A 19666-nucleotide genomic window follows, 5' to 3' on the forward strand; every position below is an offset into this window, starting at 1 on the left:
ATGATGAGAGGGGATATTGGGATGACATCCTCAAAAGATATTCGCTGGAGACAACGATTTGAAAACTTTGAGCGATCGTACAAACTTTTGGAAAAATATTCAAATGAATCGATTGAAAATGAACTGGAGCGGGCAGGGATTATTCAGTTTTTCGAAATGACGTTCGAGCTTTCATGGAAAGTTCTTAAAGACTATCTCGAAAATGAAGGGTTTATCGTAAAAAGCCCTCGTCAAACCATAAAACAGGCCTTTCAAAGTGGCCTGATAGACGATGGTCATACGTGGATGCAAGCTTTAGAAAAGCGAAATCAAATGGCTCATAATTATGATGAGGAAGCAGCTAAAATTTGTCGATGATATTACGGATGACTATCTGCCGGTAATACGCACATTGTATAATAAACTATCGGAGGAATACTAATATGTTTGGTTTACGGGAACAGGACATAGAAATGATAACCGAGGCCAGTAAAAGCTTTGAGGAGATCGATCAGGCTGTTGTTTTTGGGAGCCGGGCACTGGGCAATTATAAGAAAGGTTCGGACATAGATATTGCTATCAAAGGTTCGAACGTAACCAATCATACCGCTGGACAATTAAGTGAGCTATTGAATGAGGAATACCCTCTCCCCTATTTTTTTGATATCGTTCATTATGAAGGGATTAAAAATGAAGCACTGATTCGGCATATTAATGAGCATGGAATCAATATCTATGGGGAAAAGCACAATCGTGCATGAAGCTCCTGAATTATATGGGGGTGGTTCCGATAGACCGTTTTCAAAAAAAACTAGAACAATCGCTTTTAAAGTGTCAGGACGATTACGAGGGTATTGGGTAATTCATGGCTCTTTTATTTAACGACTGTCTAAAGGAAGCCCCCGGCAATCGCATCTGGAAGTATTTTTGCTTCCTCTTCAAACACAAGTTTCCAAACCTTATCACATTGATAGCGGACAACAAAACAAGCCATAGTATCATTATTTAAGACAAGTAAAAAAACGCTCTATCCATTGCAGGACAGGCGTTTAAAGAGTATGGAGCATATCGGGCTCGAACCGATGACCTCATCGCTGCCAGCGATGCGCTCTCCCAACTGAGCTAATGCCCCGTCTAAGTCCACAAATTATTATAGCACTTTTTATATGATTTTCAAGGGGTGTAGAACAAACGATTTTATTTTTTTACGAAACCAGCATTTGGGATGAGTATTCCCCGGGCAATATTTTGTCAAAAAAAGTTGAATGGTTCATTAATGCCGCGCATTATTCACTGGAACGAGCCACTCGACTACATTCCGTGCTTCCAAAAGCCTCTCAATTATAATTTTCAAACAAATATTTAAATGTGTGTTAAAATGACCTTATTATAAAGTTTGGAGGGTTCAACAATGACAAACGCTTATCCTGTTATGAAAGAAGCGGAGGAGTTTTATTATCCCGGGAATGAGACGGGTGTGCTTGTAATTCATGGGTTTACTGGAACAACCCAGAGTATGCATGATCTGGGCAAACAATTTGCGGAAGCGGGATTTACTGTATTCGGACCGCGACTGGCCGGACATGGAACGGCCCCGGAAGATATGGAAAACAGGTCATATGAGGAATGGATCGAAACTGTTGAAAATGGGCTGGAAAAGTTACAGGCAACATGTGATGATGTATTTGTGGCCGGATTGTCGATGGGTGGGACATTGACGCTTTATTTGGCAGAAGAACATCCTGAGATAAAAGGCATCATGCCAATTAATGCAGCAACGCACATGCCTGAAATGATGGGGAACTATGAATCGTTGAAAGGTACGGAAACTCGCTTTGTTGAAGGCATTGGGTCTGATATCAAGCAGGAAGGTGTCGAGGAACTGGCCTACAAACAGACACCGGTCAAATCGATGAAAGAGCTGATGGACTTATCAATAATGGTAAGAGAAAAACTTTCTGAGATAACGGCACCTGCAATGATTCTGTCATCTGCGGAAGATCATGTTGTTCCTCCTGAGAATTCACGGGAGATTTATGAATCCATTTCATCAGATGTCCGGGAATTTGTCATGCTGGAGAACAGCTATCATGTTGCAACACTGGACAATGATAAAGAACGGATTGCAGAAAAGTGTGTAAAATTCGTTAAAGACAGGTTAACATAATTTTTTTGGAATCATTCATATGAAAGCGTTCGATTTCAAGATGGAAATGGATGAAATGAGCTGAATTTAAGAAGTTAAGGGGTGATGGATAGATGCTGGAAGAATACGGTTTAAAACGTGTGACCCTTGACTTGCCATTCCGGCTTGATCACGTGAACTGTTTTTTGGCAGAAGGCCAACACGGCTGGACTGTCGTCGATACAGGTCTGCATAACGAACAGACCGTCAAACGATGGGAAGCGGAATTAAGCGGGAAAAATGTGACCGATATCATTATAACGCATTATCATCCGGATCATTTCGGGTATGCCGGCGGGCTTCAGGCGAAACACGAGGCACGCGTTTCCATGTCGGAAATTGATTTTGATGCTGCTTTAAATGCATGGAGCCCGGATTTTTTGGACGAGCTTTCACATAACTATTTGCTGGCAGGGATTCCTAGAGATCAAGCGAATAAAATGCTGGCGAATACAAAGGATTTTGTTCCGATTGTGACACCATACCCGAATGCGGATCATTTTTTGCGGGAGGGGGACATCATCCCAATCGGCAGGTATGACTATGAAGTGATTGCCACACCGGGTCATTCGGATGGTCTGGTCACATTTTATAATCAAGAGAAAAGCATGCTTCTCTCAACGGACCATGTTTTGCCGAAAATCACCCCGAATATTTCGTATTGGTTTCACGGCGATCCCAATCCGTTAGCACGGTATCTGGAATCATTGGACAAAATCAAAACTTATGATGCGGATTTTGTCGTCCCTTCCCATGGCGATCCGTTTTACGGGGCCAATGACCGTATTGAGGCGATTAAGTCACATCATGACGCCCGGCTGGAGCAGACGTTGGCGTCGATTGATCGCGGGGGCACTGTCTACCAGGTTTGTCAAAAATTATTTAAGAAGAAGCTCACCGTTCATGAGATGCGCTTTGCGGTTGGCGAAACGCTGGCACATCTTGAATATTTGCGGTACAGGGGAGAGTGTAAGAGAGAGCTCAATGACGGCAAATATTGGTATTATCTGTAAGTTCCCCTGGCATAACTGAATGATCCGCATAATGTTAATATCTGGCATAATCGAACGGGGGGCGTTCAACTCACGTACGATTACATCATTATAGGCGGCGGAATTGTCGTTTCATTGGTGATTGGCGAAACGCTAGCCGATTATGTTCAGTAGGCATGTTGGTATTTGATTTGGTTGAGTTCTTTCATTAAATCACTGCCGACAGTCTGCCTTGTTTTGTCATATAGGGGCTGAAGTGTCCGGAACCATTGCGCACGTTCTTCAGCTGACAGTGTATAGATATCCAGAGACTTGTTGGATCTAAGGGCACGGGCATGCTGGTCGTTAATTTCGATAGCATGTCTCCTTCCCCAATCGGTTGCCTCGCTAATAGAATCATTGATAGCTTTCTGAATGGATGGCGATAAACTATTCCAAAAGTCCCTGTTGATTAAAACGCCATAGCCGAGGTAACCGTGATTGCTGATGGTGAGATACTGCTGGTAGTCGTAAAATTTTTTTGTATTAATGTTTGATAGAGTATTCTCCTGTGCATCCACAAAATTCACTTCAAGATTCTGATAGGTTTTACTGAAGGGTAAGGTACTGCTGCTGGCGTTTAATTGGTTGAATTGCTCTTGGATTACCTCGCCAGGCATGGTACGGAAATGAAGTCGGCTGAAATCATCGGGTGTTTTAATCGAATAGTCCCGATTCGTGATTTGTTTGAATCCGTTGTACCACAAATCCAGCCCCTTCACGTTAGAGCGATCGAGCTCTTCAAGCAGTGTTTCACCAATCTCACCTTCATAAGCCGCTTCGACAGCCCTGTAATTGGGAAAAGCAAATGGTAAGTCAAGTATTTGCCATTCGGGGTAATGTTCGCTGATCTTTGCTGTTGCTGGTGCAATCATTTCGACATTGCCGTTTTGAACGGCCTTCCATTCATTTTTATCATTATATAATGTGGCATTCGGGAATAGATGTACGATTACTTGACCGTTTGTTTTATCTTCAACAAGTGTCGCAAATCTTGAAGCGGTTCTTCCTTTTGGCGTATTTTCTGCCGTAACGTAGCTTAAACGGATAATGATTTGCTCATCCAAGCCCTCCTGTTCGTCGTCATAGTAGGTATCGGAAGCCATTTCTTTTATATCAAATCCGATTATTACAGCAGCGATAATTCCTGCTACAATAAGTAATAGGATTATTAAAAAGTTACGCAAATCACTCACCACCTGTATAATGGTTAATACCGCTATACCATTCTATCACATGATTTCGATTGTTGTTGATTCTATCATAGGAGACGGTTTGGATGGGACTAAAGAAGCTGCCGATACGCCTGAAAATTATGATTCTATCGTTTGGAATTGTTTTATTTTCATTACTGATTGTCGGAATAACAGTTATCGGGAATATATATCAGGGTGAAGAAGAGCAGCTGGGAGAACGTGGTCTGATGACAGGTAGAATTGTCGCAAATTTGCCTGAAGTAGAGGAAGGCCTGGCGAAACCCGACGGATGGGAAGTTATTAATCCGGTTGTGGAGCGGATGGAAACCGTTAATCAAGTGGATTATATTGTTGTGCTGAATATGAATCGGATTCGGTATTCCCACCCGCTTGACGAGCAGCTTGGGACCGTTTCATCGGGGAAAGATGAAGGGGCAGCTTTTGCCGAGCACAGCTATGTCACGAAGGCAAAAGGTGACCAGGGGACGTTTGTACGTTCCTTCGTTCCGGTGATGGATGATCATCATGAACAAATCGGTGTGGTCATTGCAGGGAGTAAGCTACCCTCTTTTTTAGCCATTTTGTCGACCATACGTTTTGAGATCATCGCCATTGCTTTACTGACACTTGCCTTTGGGATTGTGGGTTCCTTTCTTTTGGCAAACCATGTCAAACAACAGACATTTTTTATGGAACCGCATGAAATGGCACGGGTACTCGAAGAACGGACGGCTGTTTTCCAGGCAATGCATGAAGGTGTGATTGCCGTTGACCGGGATGAAAGGCTGGTTGTTTTTAACGATAAAGCAAAGGAAATATTAGATATGAATGAGGAAGTGAACGGAAAATCTTTGGAAGCAATGCTTTCCGATAGCGAGATCGCCATGCATCTCAGAAAAAAATCAGGAAAATTAAATGAAACGGTCCGTATCGCAGACCGACTGATCATGTTGAACCGAATACCTATTAGAGTGGAAAAGCAGTTTGCCGGTACGATGGTCATATTTCAGGATAAAACGGACGTTACGAAAATGGCTGAAGAATTGACAGGTTTTAAAGCATTTGTTGATGCATTGCGGGTACAGAATCATGAGTATATGAACAAATTACACACGGTAGCCGGGCTTATTCAGCTGGATCAGAGCGAACAAGCACTGGAATATGTCTTTCAAATGACCGATCAACAAGCAAAACGCTCAAAATATATTTTGGATCGGATAAGACATTACAGCATTGCTGGTCTGCTTATCAGTAAAATTCGCAGGGGTGAGGAAATCGGAATTGAAGTAACGCTTAATGAAAATAGTAACCTGGAATTTTATCCACCTATGATAAATGACCATGACTTTGTCAAAATGCTGGGTAACCTGATTGAAAATGCATTTGAAGCGTTGGAAGGATGCATGAACCAGGATAAATATGTTGATGTGGCCATTAGGCAGGATGATGATACATGTATGATAGAAGTAGCTGATAATGGTAGTGGCATCACCGAAACAGATCAGCAGCACATATTTAAAAAGGGTTATACCACCAAAGGTAAAGATGGCTCTGGCCTGGGATTACATTTAATTCAACAGACAGTAACCAGAGCAGAAGGTACGGTGAATGTTCATTCGACGTTACATAAAGGGACGGAAATGGTCATAGAGATGCCAATGAAATTGGGAGGTCGAACTGTCAATGACACGATCAGATAACATCACGGTTTTGTTAATAGAAGATGATCCGATGGTCCAGGAAGTCAACCGGCAGATGATTGAGAAAGTGGGAGGTTTTCAGGTAATTGCTGCTGCGGGCGATGGAAAGAAGGGGATGGAAGTTGCACTTGAGCAAAAACCGAATCTCGTTGTCCTTGATATTTTTATGCCTGAACTTGATGGTATTCGAACATTACATAAACTCCGTAGTGAAGAGTTGGATATTGATGTCCTCGTTGTTTCAGCTGCTGATGACACTGAAACGATCAGAAAGGCGCTTCAATATGGTGCAATCGACTATATCATTAAACCATTTTCATTTGATCGATTGGTACAGGCATTAAATAAGTACAGGATTTTTTTGCGTCAGTTTTCCGGTACAACGAAAACAGAGCAGCAAAAAATTGATGCCTGGATATCCCGAAACACTGAAAAACAACAGGATACGGTGCTTCCGAAGGGGCTTAATCAGCAAACGTTAACCCAAGTCAGGAATTATTTGACCAATCGGACCTCACCGGTATCCGCTGATGAAACAGCCTCCTATATAGGAATTGCCCGTGTTACCGCAAGACGGTATCTGGATTATATGGTGAAAGCTGCACAAGCAGAGATTCATTTGCGGTATGGGGAAGTGGGACGCCCGATTAATCGCTACAAGCTGAAGTGATGGAACAAAAGATCAAAAAGACCAATATGTCCATTATGTTCTAAATATTCAAAAGTTACTTTGTAAGCGTTAACATGATAGAAATATGAAATTTGGGGGTATGATTGTGAAGAAAAAACTTGTATTTATAAGTCTATTTCTAATGCTTGTGTTGTTAGCAGCATGCGGTGACAGTGATTCTGCTGAAGGAACGGATGAATCTGGCGACGGAGACGGGGGTGGCGAATCGCTCGTTTTCGGAACCGGTGGGACTTCAGGGACATACTATCCCATCGGTGGTGCTTTGAAGCCAATTTTTGAAGAAAGTGATCAAGTTGGTAATGTGACGGTAGAGTCGACGGGCGCCTCTGTAGCCAATATTCAAAATATGCAGGATGGGTTGAACCAGATGACAATCATCATGAGTGATGTAGCTTATGATGCCCTTGAAGGGACAGGCCAATTTGAAGGCAGCCAGGCAGATGTTCAGGCATTGGCTGGTATGTACCAAAATGTCGTGCAGGTTGTGGCAATGGCAGACAGCGGCATCGAAACGATTAAGGATCTGGAAGGAAAACGGGTTGGTGTCGGAAAAGTGGGTTCCGGCGTCGAACAAAGCGCACAAAAGGTCTTGGAAGCTATTGATCTAACATATGATGATCTTTCCAAAGTCACACATACCGGGTATGCCGACAGTGTACAGGAGATGAAAAATGGAACACTGGATGCCGCATTTTTTACGTCAGGTGTTCCAAACAGCAGTATCACTGATCTGAAACAGCAAAATGAAATGGTGTTTGTTGAAATCAAAGATGACGTTGCGGCGACATTGATGGATACTTACCCATTCTATAAAGAATTCACCATTCCTGCCGGAGACGAGGCGATGTATAACTTGGATCAGGAAGTCAACACAGTTGGTATTCAAAATATGATTACTGTTTCCCCGGACTTAAGTGAAGATTTAGTTTATGATCTGACCAAACGCTATTATGACTATCTTGACAGTGATGAGGTATCAATCAGTGCACTGAATCAATTGCCTCGTGAAGATATTGCTAAGGATTTAGTCGCGCCATTGCATCCAGGCGCTAAGAAATTTTATGAAGAAAATGACATGCTGGAATAGTCAATGTTCCGCAAATGTCATGCAGTCCTTTCGCTGGGGCTGGTTCTTCTAATTATTATCAGTCTAATATGTTTTCCGGTTAAGGCTTTGACTGTCCTGAATGGTGACCAGCTGATCTATAGTTTTTATTTGAAAGATTATTCCTTTTCAATCCAATGGAAGCATTCGGTGGAGAAGGAAGCATGGGTAGAGCAATTTAAGGTTCATAACAACGGGTTATCTCTAGAAGCAACCAAATTCAAAACGTTCGGTGCGGGTGTTCCATCCAAATCGGAACACCCTGCCGTTTTAAAAGATGGCTGGGTTCATATGGATATTGAACGGCATATTGGTGATGAACTTGTTGTGCGTTCCAATCAAATGAATGACTATCAATTACAATTTGGTCATAATGCTTATGATTTAAAACCGAGTGATGAAGCGTATGTGATAACGGTGAATGAGAAGCCTTTGTATGACATTATATACACACATTTAAAGCGTATTGTGAGGTGAGACAATGGGAAATAAAGCAAATGCTGAAGACTATGATCGCGAAAGTAATCTCAGAACAAGTTACCCGAAAATCGTCGGAATTTTTATAACTGTTATCGGGGCAGGCCTTGGTTTGTTTCACTTATATACATCTTACGCAGGGGCGTTAGTGGATATAAAACAGCGAAGTATTCATTTATATGTGCTGATGCTTTTAGGGTTTCTATTATATCCGGTCTTTAAAAAAGGGAAAAAGAACCAGATACCATTTTACGATTATATAATCGCCGGATTGGCAGCAGGATTGGGTCTGTATATGTTGTTTACTGCTAACCGGATTATTGAATCGGGCGGTCAAATTAATCAGATAGATTTGTATGTTGGGGTGGCCGTTCTGATTTTATTGCTGGAGGTTACCCGCCGTGTCACCGGTTGGGGACTGACCCTGCTGGCGCTGGGATTCCTTATTTACGGCTTTTACGTTAAACTATCAGTATATCCCGAATTGACGGCACCGGTTATTCAAAGTGTAACGGAAGGGATCATTTCACATCTGGTTTTTATTACGGAAGGTATTTTAGGGACGGCGATTGGCGTGTCAGCCAGTTACATTATTCTATTTATTTTATTTGGTGCGTTTCTGAGCAAGTCCGGTATGGGGCAGATGTTTAATGACCTGGCGATGGCTGTAGCCGGACATACGAAAGGTGGCCCCGCCAAGGTTGCTGTCCTTTCCAGCGGCTTTTTGGGCTCGATAAACGGGTCTGCAATTGCCAATGTCGTAACGACGGGTGCCTTTACCATCCCGCTAATGAAAAAGATTGGTTATCATAAAAATTTTGCTGGTGCAGTTGAATCAGCCGCCAGTGTCGGTGGACAGATATTGCCGCCAATTATGGGAGCTGCGGCCTTCATTATGGCTGAAAATCTCGGGGTGCCATATACGACCATTATACTTGCCGGCATTATTCCGGCATTACTTTTTTATATTGGTATTTTGCTGCAGGTACACATCAGAGCCTCTAAACTTGGTCTGAAAGGACTTAAACGGAATGAATTGCCGTCTATTACAAACGTGTTAAAAAAACGTGGTCATTTATTAATCCCGATGGTCATTCTGTTATATCTATTATTCTCAGGCAAAACGCCCTTTTACGCAGCCTTCTGGTCCATTCTTTCGACCGTGGTTATAACAGGTACAGCCAGGATGCTTGCCCTCGGTACAGCCGTTTCCATGTTTTTGATTTTTGAGCCGCAAGTCCGGGCCATTTTATCTGGTACAAATATTCCGGGGTTGCGGGATAATTGGCTTGAGCTTGGATTAGTTGTGGTTGTCCCTTTAATTGTTAATCTGTTTCGCAAAAAGGCTGGAGTAAAGGCAGAAGAAATCAGTATCGGTTCGTTTGTCGGGGCATTGGAGGATGGTGTCCGAACGACAATTCCTGTTGCGATTGCCTGTGGTGCTGTCGGTATCATCGTAGGGATCGCTTCACTGACGGGGGTAGCACTGGAGATTGCCAGCACGATTGTGAGCCTGGGTGAGGTTATTAACAGCCCCCTTGTCCAATTGCTGATCACCCTTGTCCTGACAATGGTTGCGTCCATTATTTTGGGAATGGGGCTGCCAAGTATTCCGACCTATATTATCACCAGTACCATGGCGGCACCAATACTGCTGCAGCTTCCATATTTCAGGGAGCTGGCAGGGTCCGGTGAAACGGCGGTATTTGTGGCGCATATGTTTGTATTCTATTTTGGTATATTTGCCAATATCACACCACCCGTAGCACTCGCGGCATTTGCCGGTTCCGGAATCAGCGGCGGCGATCCGATGCGGACAGGATTCCAGGCTATGAAACTGGCCATTGCCGGATTTATTGTACCATTCATGTTTGTGTTTTCTCATGAAATGCTGATGATTGATGCAACAGTAGGGAATGTTCTATTAATTGCAACAACCTCACTGATGGGCGTCTTCCTCTTATCCGTTTCAGCAGAGGGGTACTTTAAGGTGCCGATGCGCTGGTATTTGAGAATAATAGCCATTGTAGGCGCGCTACTTTTAATATATCCGGGAATATGGACAGATATCATAGGTTTGATTGCATTTGTTATGATAATAGGAACCCGTTTTATACGAAAAAATATTAAACAAGAGCCGGCTTCAGTTGCAAAATAGTGGACGCATTTTATAACCTTGGCTCTTATTGGGAGGTATTCGAATGAACCTTGGTCTAAAAGGTAAATCTGTCCTCGTCCTCGCTTCCAGCAAAGGACTGGGGAAAGCAACAGCTCTTGAATTTGCTGCAGAGGGCGCAAATGTGTTTTTGGCCAGCCGGAATGAAGAAGCGCTGGGGCAAACGGTAAAAGAAATACAAGAGAAAACAGGCAATCCAAACGTCGCATACAGTGTGTGTGATATTACCCGCGCCGGCGCAATTAAGCAGCTTGTTGCAGATGCATCCGCCGAGCATGGGACCGTCGATGTTCTCATCAATAATGCTGGCGGTCCACCTGCCGGGACGTTTGATGATGTCAATGACGATGCCTGGCAGCATGCATTTGAGTTGAACCTGCTGAGTTTTGTCCGCGCAATCCGGGAAGTTTTACCCGGTATGCGGGAAAACGGAGGCGGACATATTCTTAATTTCGCCTCGTCATCCATCAAACAGCCGATCGATGGGCTGATTTTGTCCAATACATTCAGGGCAGGGATTACCGGCCTTTCGAAAAGTTTGTCGCAGGAACTGGCGGAGGATAATATTCTGATTAACACGATCGGCCCGGGGAGGATTGGCACTGATCGCGTTGATCATCTTGACTCGGTCCAGGCTGAAAAACGCGGCATACCGATTGACGAGGTCAAGGAAGAAGCAGAGAAGAAAATCCCGATCGGGCGGTATGGTGAGCCTGAGGAATTTGCCAGAATCGCAGTATTTCTATGCTCGGGAGCGAATACGTATGTGACCGGCCAGTCATTGCTGGTTGATGGTGGAATGGTGAAGGCGTTGTAGGGGTTAATCGAATATAAGTCATGCGGAAAAAGGTTTGGTGACAGTGTCAAGCCTTTTTCAATTGATTCATGTTGTTCTCGTCTTCACTTGACTGAATGGACGCAATAGCATTGACGATGTGGATTGAGCCCATATATTATATAGAAAAGGACACAGAGCCAGGTTAACTAAATCAGGGTAGATGACAAGCTTTTAGGTAATCGAAGCAGGAAAGAGGGAGACGAATGAACACTAAACCGAATGTGTGCATTGTGGGCAGTATAAATATGGACTTAACGGTGATCACGGATAAAATGCCGATGCAAGGGGAGACAGTTCTTGGCGACAAGTTTTTCACCAGTCCGGGAGGTAAAGGGGCGAACCAGGCTGTAGCCGCAGCACGTATGGGGGCTAATGTAAATTTCATCGGTGCTGTCGGAGACGATTCATTTGGACCGACTCTCCGCCAAAACCTGGCAAATGAAGGAGTTGAGACAAAAGGCATTGAAACCATGTCAGATGAAGCCACCGGTACGGCGACCATTATTTTATCGGAAAGTGATAACCGCATCATTGTTGCTCCGGGTGCCAATAATAGGGTAACACCTGAACTGGTTATGCAACATAGCGATTTAATCAAAAACAGTGATGTAGTACTGCTTCAGCTGGAAATACCGATGGAGACAATTATGGCCGTAACGGAATTGGCCGAGGCAAACAAAGTTCCGGTCATTTTGAATCCTGCTCCGTTCCAGCCGCTTCCTGAAGAAGTCCTAAAGAATACGGCCTACTTGACGCCAAATGAAATTGAGCTTGCATCCATGAAGGAAGATCCGTTATTTGAGTCCATTCAGGAAAAATTGATTGTGACCCGTGGTGATAAAGGCATATCGTTTGCTGAAAATGGCGCTGAACGGGAAATCAGCGGGCACAGTGTCCAAGTGACCGATACAACTGGTGCCGGTGATACATTTAACGGTGCACTGGCGGCAGAGCTTGCCGGCGGAGCGGAACTGTCAGATGCACTTGTCATGGCAAATGCTGCCGCTGCCCTGTCCGTGTCAAAAACAGGAGCACAGGGCGGTATGCCAACTAAACAAGACATCCAGGAATTTTTACGGAAAAGGAAGATGTCCGAATGATGAAGGAATAAATGATACTCAAAGTACCAATAAAAAATCACCCCTCAAGGGTATTTGGAGGGGTGATTCACATTTGGATTTACAGACTCCTCTTAAAATAACCTGACGATAGAATCGGCAATGAGCAGCATGACTAATGCTACGCCCCAACCTATCGTTGTTGGTACAGACCAGACCATAATTTGTTCTTTCACATTCTTGATTCCTAGCATTCGATTGACGACCCAGAATAAGCTGTCGTTGAAATAAGAGAATACCATTGCACCTAATGCGGAAGCTTGTGCAGCTAGTACAAGACTTACATCCAAGTTGCCAACAATTGGTGCTGAAATGGAAGCGGCCGTAATCATTGCAACCGTACCACTTCCCTGGATAAGCCGAACAATGGTTGCTATGAAAAATGGTACCAGAATTGCTGGCAGTGGCCATTCCGCAATCTGTCCGGCGATATAATCACCTGCACCGCTTGCACGAAGAACATTACCCAATGCGCCACCTGCACCGGTTACAAGCAAAATAATTCCTGCCGTTTTAATTCCTTCTTCCATACGATTCAGTGTTTCCACGCGGCCTACGTTGCTTGTAAGTGTGTAAATGGCTGCAATTAACCCAATTCCAACAGCAATAATAGGGTTACCGGAAAATTCGATATACGATAATAATGTATCATTCACAGCAAGTGCTCCAGATTCATCAAGTGCACCAACTGTTGTATTGAGGAAAATAAGAATAATTGGCAACAGGATTGGCATAATTGATTTTGTAAGAGAAGGCAGATCTTTTTCCCGTTCTTCAGAGGTTTCTAAAAACTCCTGATAAACTTTTTTATTATTCGGTCTTACGAAATCATCGCCATCTTCTTCGGGAAGTTGGTAGATTTTATTGCCAATCCATCTGGCATACCATACACCGGCAATAATAATCGGTAGCGAAAAAATAAGTCCGGTTAAAATCATCAGTCCGATGTCGGCCCCGAATATACCTGCTACCCCTAATGGGCCGGGAGTAGGTGGTACGGCGTGGTGGGTGGCAGCAAGGCCAATACCAAGAGCAACACCTAAAGCGATGACCGATTTACCTGTTTTTCTGGAAAGAGCTTTTACCAATGGATTTAAAATGACAAATGCTGAGTCTACAAAAATTGGAATAGAAACAATATAACCAGCTGCAGCCATCGCCCATTCCTCTTTCTTTTGGCCCAACTTCTTTATTAATGTATAAGCAAGTTTTTCAGCTGCACCTGACACTTCCAGCAATCTTCCCATCATGACACCGAATCCGATAACAATACCAATTGAACCGAGTGTACTGCCAAACCCGTTTGTTATTTCAGTCACAACGTTGGAAGGATTCATTCCGCCAATGATACCTGTAACTGAAGCTGCGATAATAAGTGCAATAAATGCGTGAATCTTTGTTTTTAGTACAAGTAAAATTAATAATGCTACTCCGACAACTAAACCTAAAATCATTTGTGAACCGGAAACGTCCATCGATTTTTCCCCCTTAAAAAGATGAAATGGCTTTCATTTACTTGAATTAGATACTGGAGAGATGGAATCCCCAGTATAAGTTTGATTTAATCTATTGTTTCTTGCGTGAATTTAGGTGCATATTGGGCAGCCAATTTAATGCATTCTTCCATACTGACGCTTGACGCAATATTTTGGCCTGCAATATCAAACGCTGTGCCATGATCGACCGATGTTCTTAAAAATGGAAGACCATTTGTAATGGAAATAGTTCTATGAAAGTCAGTCATTTTCGCCGCAATGTGTCCCTGGTCGTGGTAAAGTGACAACACAGCATCATACTTACCATTTAATGCTTGATGAAAGACGGAATCCGCGGGTACTGGTCCGACAGCGTCAATGCCGTCTGCTTGCGCTGCTTCAATACCAGGGGTGATTTCATCGACTTCCTCACGGCCAAACAATCCGCCTTCACCGCTGTGCGGATTTAATCCTGCAACTGCCAGTTTGCGATTTTCAATTCCGAGACGTTGTAATGCTTTGTCGCAACGGATCAGGTAGTCATGAACCCTTTCTTTTGTCATTTGGGCAATAGCATCCTTTAATGAAAGGTGGCGTGTCAGGAAAAAGATTCGCATGTCTCTGACTTCAAACATCGTCAGTGGATCTTGGGTGTTTGTCAGTTCCTCCAGCATCTCCGTATGTCCAATATATGGAACATTTGCAGTTTTTAAGGATTCTTTATTGATCGGTGTAGTTGCTAATGCCTTTACAGATCCGTTCTTTGCGAGGTCCGCGGATGTTTTAATATAATCAAAGGCAGCTTTTCCGCACTGTTCTTGCACTTCGCCATAACGCAGTTCATCCATATTAATATTGTCTAAATCGATTAAGTCAACCGTGCCAAACTTGTATTTCCCTTCTTCAGGTGACTGGATGACATTCACTGTTAGGTTTTTTTCTACAATTTGAATGGCTTTTTTAAATACCTCTGCATCGCCAACGACAATCGGTTTACACATAGTATATATTTCGTCATTTGCCAGTGATTTGGCAGTGATTTCCGGCCCAATACCGGCAGGGTCTCCCATTGGAATTGCAATAATCGATTTCTTGTTTGTCATAGCTTAGCGCTCCTTTTGGTGTGAGTTGATTTTAAGTGTTTGACACTGGAATAAATTGCTTTTTTATCGCCGACCAAGCCCCCCTTTGTTACAATAGGCTGATCTGGAAAGTGGCCTCCGATCATTTTTCCGTATGCAGCCAGAGGCAATACCTCGTTCTCCAGTTTGATACCAGTTGCCATGCATACGGCGCATAATGATGCTGTCACATCACCTCCACTGGTAAAACACCCCTGTATTGGATGTTCCGTTTTTTCCATTACCAATCTTGTGATTTTCGCCAGTCCATCTGTTATTCGTTTAGCCAAGGCATCCTGGGAAGTATTTTCTCGTTCAGCTTTCAAATTAAAGTCTATTAGTCTTGCATCCTTTTCATAGGTTGTGATGATTAATACATCATTTTTATAGATTCGTTCCAATGCCTCTGCAGTGGCTCGTTGGATCTCTTTTTCCCATGATGCTGATAATGTTGCAAGCTTTTCAGCAGAAACATAGACCGGATTGGAGTCGGTTTTATCGATAAGGTATCTTAGCTGCCGTCCTGTTAAGGTTGTAACACTGCCTACGGTGACAATAATCTTGCTAGATTCAGTGAACTGATGCAGAAATGCTCTGGAATAAGCAGCTGTTAATGGTCCAGGATCAACTGGGACGATTCGTACTGATTGAATTTCAGTAATTGTTTCAGCAATTGTATCGATCTCTTCATCTGTTACAGCATCCACGACAACAATTCTGGTGTTTTTCTTTATTTGATTTTCAATTGCTTCCTTTAGTTGGCTATTTCCGGCAAGCACTTTATCTAATCCGATGTGTCCTACGGTGTATTTGCTCTGTTTCTGAATAATTTCCGGGATAAATGATTTTGTTATCGGCATTACCGGATCTTTTGCAACATCGGTCTCCTGAACAGGTACACTATCTACTAGCAGATACCCTCCTGAAGAAATGCGTCCTGAGTCAGGGAATGAAGCGACGACAACAGCTAAACTATTTTCTCCAATTTCTTCAAGAATCGTATCGATTTCAAGACCGATATTTCCTCGGATAGTGCTGTCGATTCTTTTACAAATGACTTTCGCGTCCCATTCTTGAAAACTTTGCATGGCTTTTTTCATTCTGTTCACGACTGCTTGCTCGTTAGCATATCGGGTATCTGTATCTATACATACTGCATCTAATTCCTGGGAATCGGGAATTTTGTCACGGTACACAACAGTTGCTGAGGAGAACCCTTGTTTGCTCAGTTGTACACCAGTTGCATTTGCCCCGGTTAGATCGTCAGCAATAACTCCTATCTTCATCGTGAAGTTCACCTGCTTTCTATATTATTTTTATACGACTGGACAGCTGTTCTTTTTTATCATCTGAAATGTTTTCATCTGAAATAAAACCCGATAATAGGTTAAAATCACAGACTTTGGAAAAGGCTTTTTGCTCAAATTTGCTCGAGTCAGCAACAAGCCAGGTTGTTTCAGCTGCCTCTATCATTAGTTGCTTAATCAATGATTTCTCAAAAGTTGGTGATGTAATTCCAGCTTCCATATCAATTGCATGGGCACCGAGAAAAAACGTGTCAACATGAATGTTTTTTAAAAACTGGTGTGTTTGCGGTCCGTATAATGCACCGATATTATTCTGCAATTCGCCACCAGCAACCAATACTTTTAACTGGCTATCAATCAATTCAGCAGCGATTTTGATATCGTTCGTTATGACTGTGATGTCGTCACGTGTTGCTAACAATCTAGCCAATTCCAGGGTAGTTGTTCCGGAATCCAATATGATTGTTTGCCCTGCTTTTATCAAAGGCAGTGTTTTTTTGGCAATCAGCTTTTTTTGTTCTGTTTGCCTGCTTTGTTTTGTGGAAAACGGTGTTTCCGTTATAAGGGGTTTAGGTAAGACAGCACCCCCATGTGTACGAATCAGCTTACCGTCCTCCTCGAGCTGCACAAGGTCCCTTCGTATAGTCATCGGTGAAACATTTAATTCATCCGAAAGTTTATTGATTTCCACTTTTCCTTCTACTTGTACCGTTTTCATAACGAGGTCTCTGCGTTTGGTTGGATGCATGTTATCACCATCTGTTTGTCAGTTTATATCATAATTATGTTGATTTTTAACAAATTTGTCAAGAGGTTTTGTTAATTTTTATCAATGTTGAATCATTACTTATTTGAACGTCGGATAGGGAAGAATGTTTTTCAAAAATATCTTGCATAAAGGGACACTTGTTCTATAACTGGTTTAGAGGGAGAAGCTAAGCAATATAAACTGAATAGTGATGAAAAAATAACGAAGGATGTGGTAAAATGGTGTCAACCGGGATTGTTCTTGAAAAACCAACTGACTATGACGTGAAAACACCGGATTATGATGCGCTATGGAAAAACTAATCGAGAAATTATTTGAAGAGTTTGTTCTTTTCTTCGCCCCTGACTTGTATAAAGAGATTGACTTTTCCAGGCCGCATGACTTTCTCAAGCAGGAGTTATACAAGGAAGTCATCAAAGAAAAAAGGGAAAACTGATCGCTGATGAAATTGTAAAGGTATTCCTGAAGAGCGGTGAGGAAAAGTGGATTTTGATTCACATTGAGGTGCAGGGTGAAGCCGGTGAAGATTTCGGTAAACAGATGTTCCAGTATTTTTACCGGATATACGACAAATTCGACCGTGAAGTGTATGCACTCGCTCTCATAACAGATCATGAAGCGGAAAACGCGAATGGCTTCCATTATTCGTTTTATGACACCAAAGTCGATTACACATATCATGTATATCGGTTTCAGGATAAGAACATAACTAAATTGGAACAGTCAGCCAATCCCTTTGCACATGCTGTTATCGCAGGCATTTACGCCAGTAAGACCAAAAATGACTCTGACGCACGCTATGCTTTCAAGCGAAAACTCATGATTCAGGTTTTGCAAAAGTTCTCCACACAGCAGGAAGATACCCGCACCTATTTATCAACTTTATTTTACTTCATTGATTATTTACTTCAGGTTCCGAAAGACTTGTCCAAAAAATTGGCAGACGATGTTATCCCGTATATGGGAGAGGAGGTTATCCAAAAAATGGAGGCGGAAAAAACAAATCCATCGCAAACATTGGAAGAAATTTTTGCTGAGTTGAGGGAAGAAGGTAAGGTAGAAGGTAAAACAGAAGGCAGGAAAGATGCGTTGAAACATGTCGTTCAGGAGTTAGTACGCGAAGGCTATTCAAACGAGCGTATTGTGAAAATAACAAAATTAAATCTTGAAGAGGTTAAGGAATTGCGAAGAACCTTTGAAAGAAATTAGTACTATCTGTGAAACTGATCTGTTCTACTGATACGGGTCTTAAGTGCTGGTAAGATCAGTTTCGTTTTTATGATGCATCCGGATCTTGACTGTAAAATTTCATGGCCGGAAGAATAACCGAAAAAAAGAAAACCAGACCACTGATTGTCGCACAGTGGCCTGGTTTTCGCGTGCCCCATTACTCACATCATCTTCTTCAATCCGTTCTTCATTTCACGGTTGAAACCTTTCGTTAAATCCCTGTATATCTCATCCCAATCCGATTTAAAATAGTTCTATAATGCAGGGTAAGTTTCCCGTAACTTCAAAATACCGGTTGCGAAATATTCCTTCTCCTCTTCAAATTCGCTCACCGCATCACTCGTAAAATGCTCATCCATCTCCTGAATTAACGGGTGACTCTTATTGTCAAAAACCATTGAAACAATCAGCGGGAACATTGACTAATCATTAAGCAGCCGTTGAAACTCTTTGTCCATTCGTGCCAGCTTTTTAATTTCCTTTAGTTCATCATTGTATAATTTTGTTTGAATTCCCGGGTTTCATGCTTCTTGACGTATGGTCCAGTACAGAGATTCACATGGAAAATGACACCACATCCGTGACGATAAGATGATTGCTTCTGCTGCTGTTTGTTGTTTGATCTGATCGACATCTTGAGCAAGCGGATCAGGTTCTTTTTGTTTTTTCCAAAAAAGCCAGCCCAAGAATGTCATTTTCTCCTTTCATCATAATGTAGCATTCATATAAAATGTATGATGTTCTTATTCTATTAGATTTACCGTTTCTTTGTTAGAACTCCCCGGAAATTGCCGGATTTCGTCAAAAAATGTATAGGCTTTGTGAGTCGGGGGAACCTACGTGTGGCACTTGTTTAACCAAATAATTTTTCAGCGTGGTGATATAAATGAAAACTTCACTTTTAAGCGTTATTATCATATTCATGATGCTACCCTCAACAGGCGTAACTGAAATAATGGCTAAGCCGGTAGAGAATGAAACAGAGGAACAGCATAATTGGGTCGAATACAGCATCCACTACAAAACAGTCGAAGCCGGATCACATGAATATACATACTGGAAAAACTTTATCGAGCGGACCAGCACATGCCATATCTCCCATAGGCTTAAATCAGTGGTGTATTATTGTGACGTGCATGACCATACCGATTCCAAAATCTATTTAGAGGAAACCATTCACAGTAATGAACATGGTTGACGGGGGACAAGGGGTTTGACCTTTTGTCCATCTCACTTATGATCAGCGCCATGCTGATGGAGCGACTTGA

Annotated in this window: 20 protein-coding genes and 1 tRNA gene; 14 read left to right on the top strand and 7 right to left on the bottom strand. The window is 42.6% G+C overall.

Going from position 1 to position 19666, the window contains the following annotated elements:
- Nucleotides 1-21: 21 nt before the first annotated feature.
- A complete protein-coding gene (locus E4U82_RS02705) occupies nucleotides 22-357 on the top strand; it encodes a nucleotidyltransferase substrate binding protein (protein ID WP_245183505.1) in 336 nt (111 codons plus the stop codon).
- A 65-nt stretch (nucleotides 358-422) separates the two neighbouring features.
- Nucleotides 423-740 carry a nucleotidyltransferase family protein gene (locus E4U82_RS02710; RefSeq protein WP_135108501.1) on the top strand — a complete coding sequence of 106 codons (318 nt, stop codon included), beginning with the start codon at nucleotides 423-425 and terminating at the stop codon, nucleotides 738-740.
- Nucleotides 741-1038: 298 nt separating this feature from the next.
- On the opposite strand, the gene E4U82_RS02715 is transcribed toward E4U82_RS02710, so the two are convergent.
- A tRNA-Ala gene (locus E4U82_RS02715) sits at nucleotides 1039-1111 on the bottom strand.
- Nucleotides 1112-1390: 279 nt separating this feature from the next.
- On the opposite strand from E4U82_RS02715, the gene E4U82_RS02720 reads away from it, so the two are divergent.
- Together E4U82_RS02720 and E4U82_RS02725 are read left to right on the top strand one after the other, a co-directional pair.
- Nucleotides 1391-2146, top strand: a complete 756-nt coding sequence (locus E4U82_RS02720; protein ID WP_135108502.1) for an alpha/beta hydrolase — start codon at nucleotides 1391-1393, stop codon at nucleotides 2144-2146.
- A gap of 92 nt (nucleotides 2147-2238) precedes the next feature.
- Nucleotides 2239-3177 (top strand): MBL fold metallo-hydrolase, encoded by a 939-nt coding sequence (locus E4U82_RS02725; RefSeq protein ID WP_135108503.1) that lies wholly within the window; start codon nucleotides 2239-2241, stop codon nucleotides 3175-3177.
- A gap of 146 nt (nucleotides 3178-3323) precedes the next feature.
- Here the strand turns inward: E4U82_RS02725 and E4U82_RS02730 are convergent, their stop codons facing one another.
- On the bottom strand, nucleotides 3324-4382 hold the full coding sequence (locus tag E4U82_RS02730; protein WP_245183506.1) for a DctP family TRAP transporter solute-binding subunit: 1059 nt from the start codon (nucleotides 4380-4382) through the stop codon (nucleotides 3324-3326).
- Nucleotides 4383-4474: 92 nt separating this feature from the next.
- Here E4U82_RS02730 and E4U82_RS02735 point away from each other — a divergent pair, with 92 nt between their 5' ends.
- The 7 genes from E4U82_RS02735 (at nucleotide 4475) to rbsK (ending at nucleotide 12478) form a co-directional block, all read left to right on the top strand.
- On the top strand, nucleotides 4475-6091 hold the full coding sequence (locus tag E4U82_RS02735) for an ATP-binding protein (protein ID WP_135108504.1): 1617 nt from the start codon (nucleotides 4475-4477) through the stop codon (nucleotides 6089-6091).
- Nucleotides 6075-6761, top strand: coding sequence for a response regulator (locus E4U82_RS02740; protein WP_135108505.1), 687 nt, complete (start codon nucleotides 6075-6077; stop codon nucleotides 6759-6761). The genes E4U82_RS02735 and E4U82_RS02740 overlap by 17 nt, the downstream gene beginning before the upstream one ends.
- A 100-nt stretch (nucleotides 6762-6861) precedes the next feature.
- The gene (locus E4U82_RS02745) at nucleotides 6862-7869 is read left to right on the top strand and encodes a TAXI family TRAP transporter solute-binding subunit (protein WP_245183507.1); all 1008 of its coding nucleotides are present in this window, start codon (nucleotides 6862-6864) and stop codon (nucleotides 7867-7869) included.
- Between the two features lie 3 nt (nucleotides 7870-7872).
- Nucleotides 7873-8364, top strand: a complete 492-nt coding sequence (locus E4U82_RS02750) for a DUF1850 domain-containing protein (RefSeq protein ID WP_135108507.1) — start codon at nucleotides 7873-7875, stop codon at nucleotides 8362-8364.
- A gap of 4 nt (nucleotides 8365-8368) precedes the next feature.
- Nucleotides 8369-10522 (top strand): TRAP transporter permease, encoded by a 2154-nt coding sequence (locus E4U82_RS02755; RefSeq protein ID WP_135108508.1) that lies wholly within the window; start codon nucleotides 8369-8371, stop codon nucleotides 10520-10522.
- A 43-nt stretch (nucleotides 10523-10565) separates the two neighbouring features.
- The gene (locus E4U82_RS02760; protein WP_135108509.1) at nucleotides 10566-11357 is read left to right on the top strand and encodes an SDR family oxidoreductase; all 792 of its coding nucleotides are present in this window, start codon (nucleotides 10566-10568) and stop codon (nucleotides 11355-11357) included.
- A 224-nt stretch (nucleotides 11358-11581) separates the two neighbouring features.
- Nucleotides 11582-12478 (top strand): ribokinase, encoded by an 897-nt coding sequence (gene rbsK, locus E4U82_RS02765; protein ID WP_135108510.1) that lies wholly within the window; start codon nucleotides 11582-11584, stop codon nucleotides 12476-12478.
- Nucleotides 12479-12570: 92 nt separating this feature from the next.
- Here the strand turns inward: rbsK and E4U82_RS02770 are convergent, their stop codons facing one another.
- The 4 genes from E4U82_RS02770 to E4U82_RS02785 all read right to left on the bottom strand — a co-directional run bounded on the left by E4U82_RS02770 (nucleotide 12571) and on the right by E4U82_RS02785 (nucleotide 17147).
- The gene (locus tag E4U82_RS02770) at nucleotides 12571-13971 is read right to left on the bottom strand and encodes a GntP family permease (RefSeq protein ID WP_135108511.1); all 1401 of its coding nucleotides are present in this window, start codon (nucleotides 13969-13971) and stop codon (nucleotides 12571-12573) included.
- Nucleotides 13972-14057: 86 nt separating this feature from the next.
- Nucleotides 14058-15074 (bottom strand): 4-hydroxythreonine-4-phosphate dehydrogenase PdxA, encoded by a 1017-nt coding sequence (gene pdxA, locus E4U82_RS02775; RefSeq protein WP_135108512.1) that lies wholly within the window; start codon nucleotides 15072-15074, stop codon nucleotides 14058-14060.
- Entirely contained in the window at nucleotides 15071-16378 is a 1308-nt protein-coding gene (locus E4U82_RS02780) for a four-carbon acid sugar kinase family protein (RefSeq protein ID WP_135108513.1), read from the bottom strand. The genes pdxA and E4U82_RS02780 overlap by 4 nt, the downstream gene beginning before the upstream one ends.
- Before the next feature lie 19 nt (nucleotides 16379-16397).
- Nucleotides 16398-17147, bottom strand: coding sequence for a DeoR/GlpR family DNA-binding transcription regulator (locus tag E4U82_RS02785; RefSeq protein ID WP_135108514.1), 750 nt, complete (start codon nucleotides 17145-17147; stop codon nucleotides 16398-16400).
- A gap of 310 nt (nucleotides 17148-17457) precedes the next feature.
- Here E4U82_RS02785 and E4U82_RS19750 point away from each other — a divergent pair, with 310 nt between their 5' ends.
- Together E4U82_RS19750 and E4U82_RS02790 are read left to right on the top strand one after the other, a co-directional pair.
- A complete protein-coding gene (locus E4U82_RS19750) occupies nucleotides 17458-17604 on the top strand; it encodes a hypothetical protein (protein ID WP_167751302.1) in 147 nt (48 codons plus the stop codon).
- A gap of 53 nt (nucleotides 17605-17657) precedes the next feature.
- Nucleotides 17658-18377 (top strand): RpnC/YadD family protein, encoded by a 720-nt coding sequence (locus tag E4U82_RS02790; RefSeq protein ID WP_135108515.1) that lies wholly within the window; start codon nucleotides 17658-17660, stop codon nucleotides 18375-18377.
- A gap of 542 nt (nucleotides 18378-18919) precedes the next feature.
- Here E4U82_RS02790 and E4U82_RS19755 read toward each other — a convergent pair.
- The gene (locus E4U82_RS19755) at nucleotides 18920-19084 is read right to left on the bottom strand and encodes a hypothetical protein (protein WP_167751303.1); all 165 of its coding nucleotides are present in this window, start codon (nucleotides 19082-19084) and stop codon (nucleotides 18920-18922) included.
- A gap of 269 nt (nucleotides 19085-19353) precedes the next feature.
- On the opposite strand from E4U82_RS19755, the gene E4U82_RS02795 reads away from it, so the two are divergent.
- The gene (locus E4U82_RS02795; RefSeq protein WP_135108516.1) at nucleotides 19354-19596 is read left to right on the top strand and encodes a hypothetical protein; all 243 of its coding nucleotides are present in this window, start codon (nucleotides 19354-19356) and stop codon (nucleotides 19594-19596) included.
- Nucleotides 19597-19666 lie beyond the last annotated feature (70 nt).

Origin of the sequence: Lentibacillus salicampi (assembly GCF_004565465.1) — a bacterium.
In the GTDB taxonomy this organism is placed as follows: Bacteria; Bacillota; Bacilli; order Bacillales; family Amphibacillaceae; genus Lentibacillus; species Lentibacillus salicampi.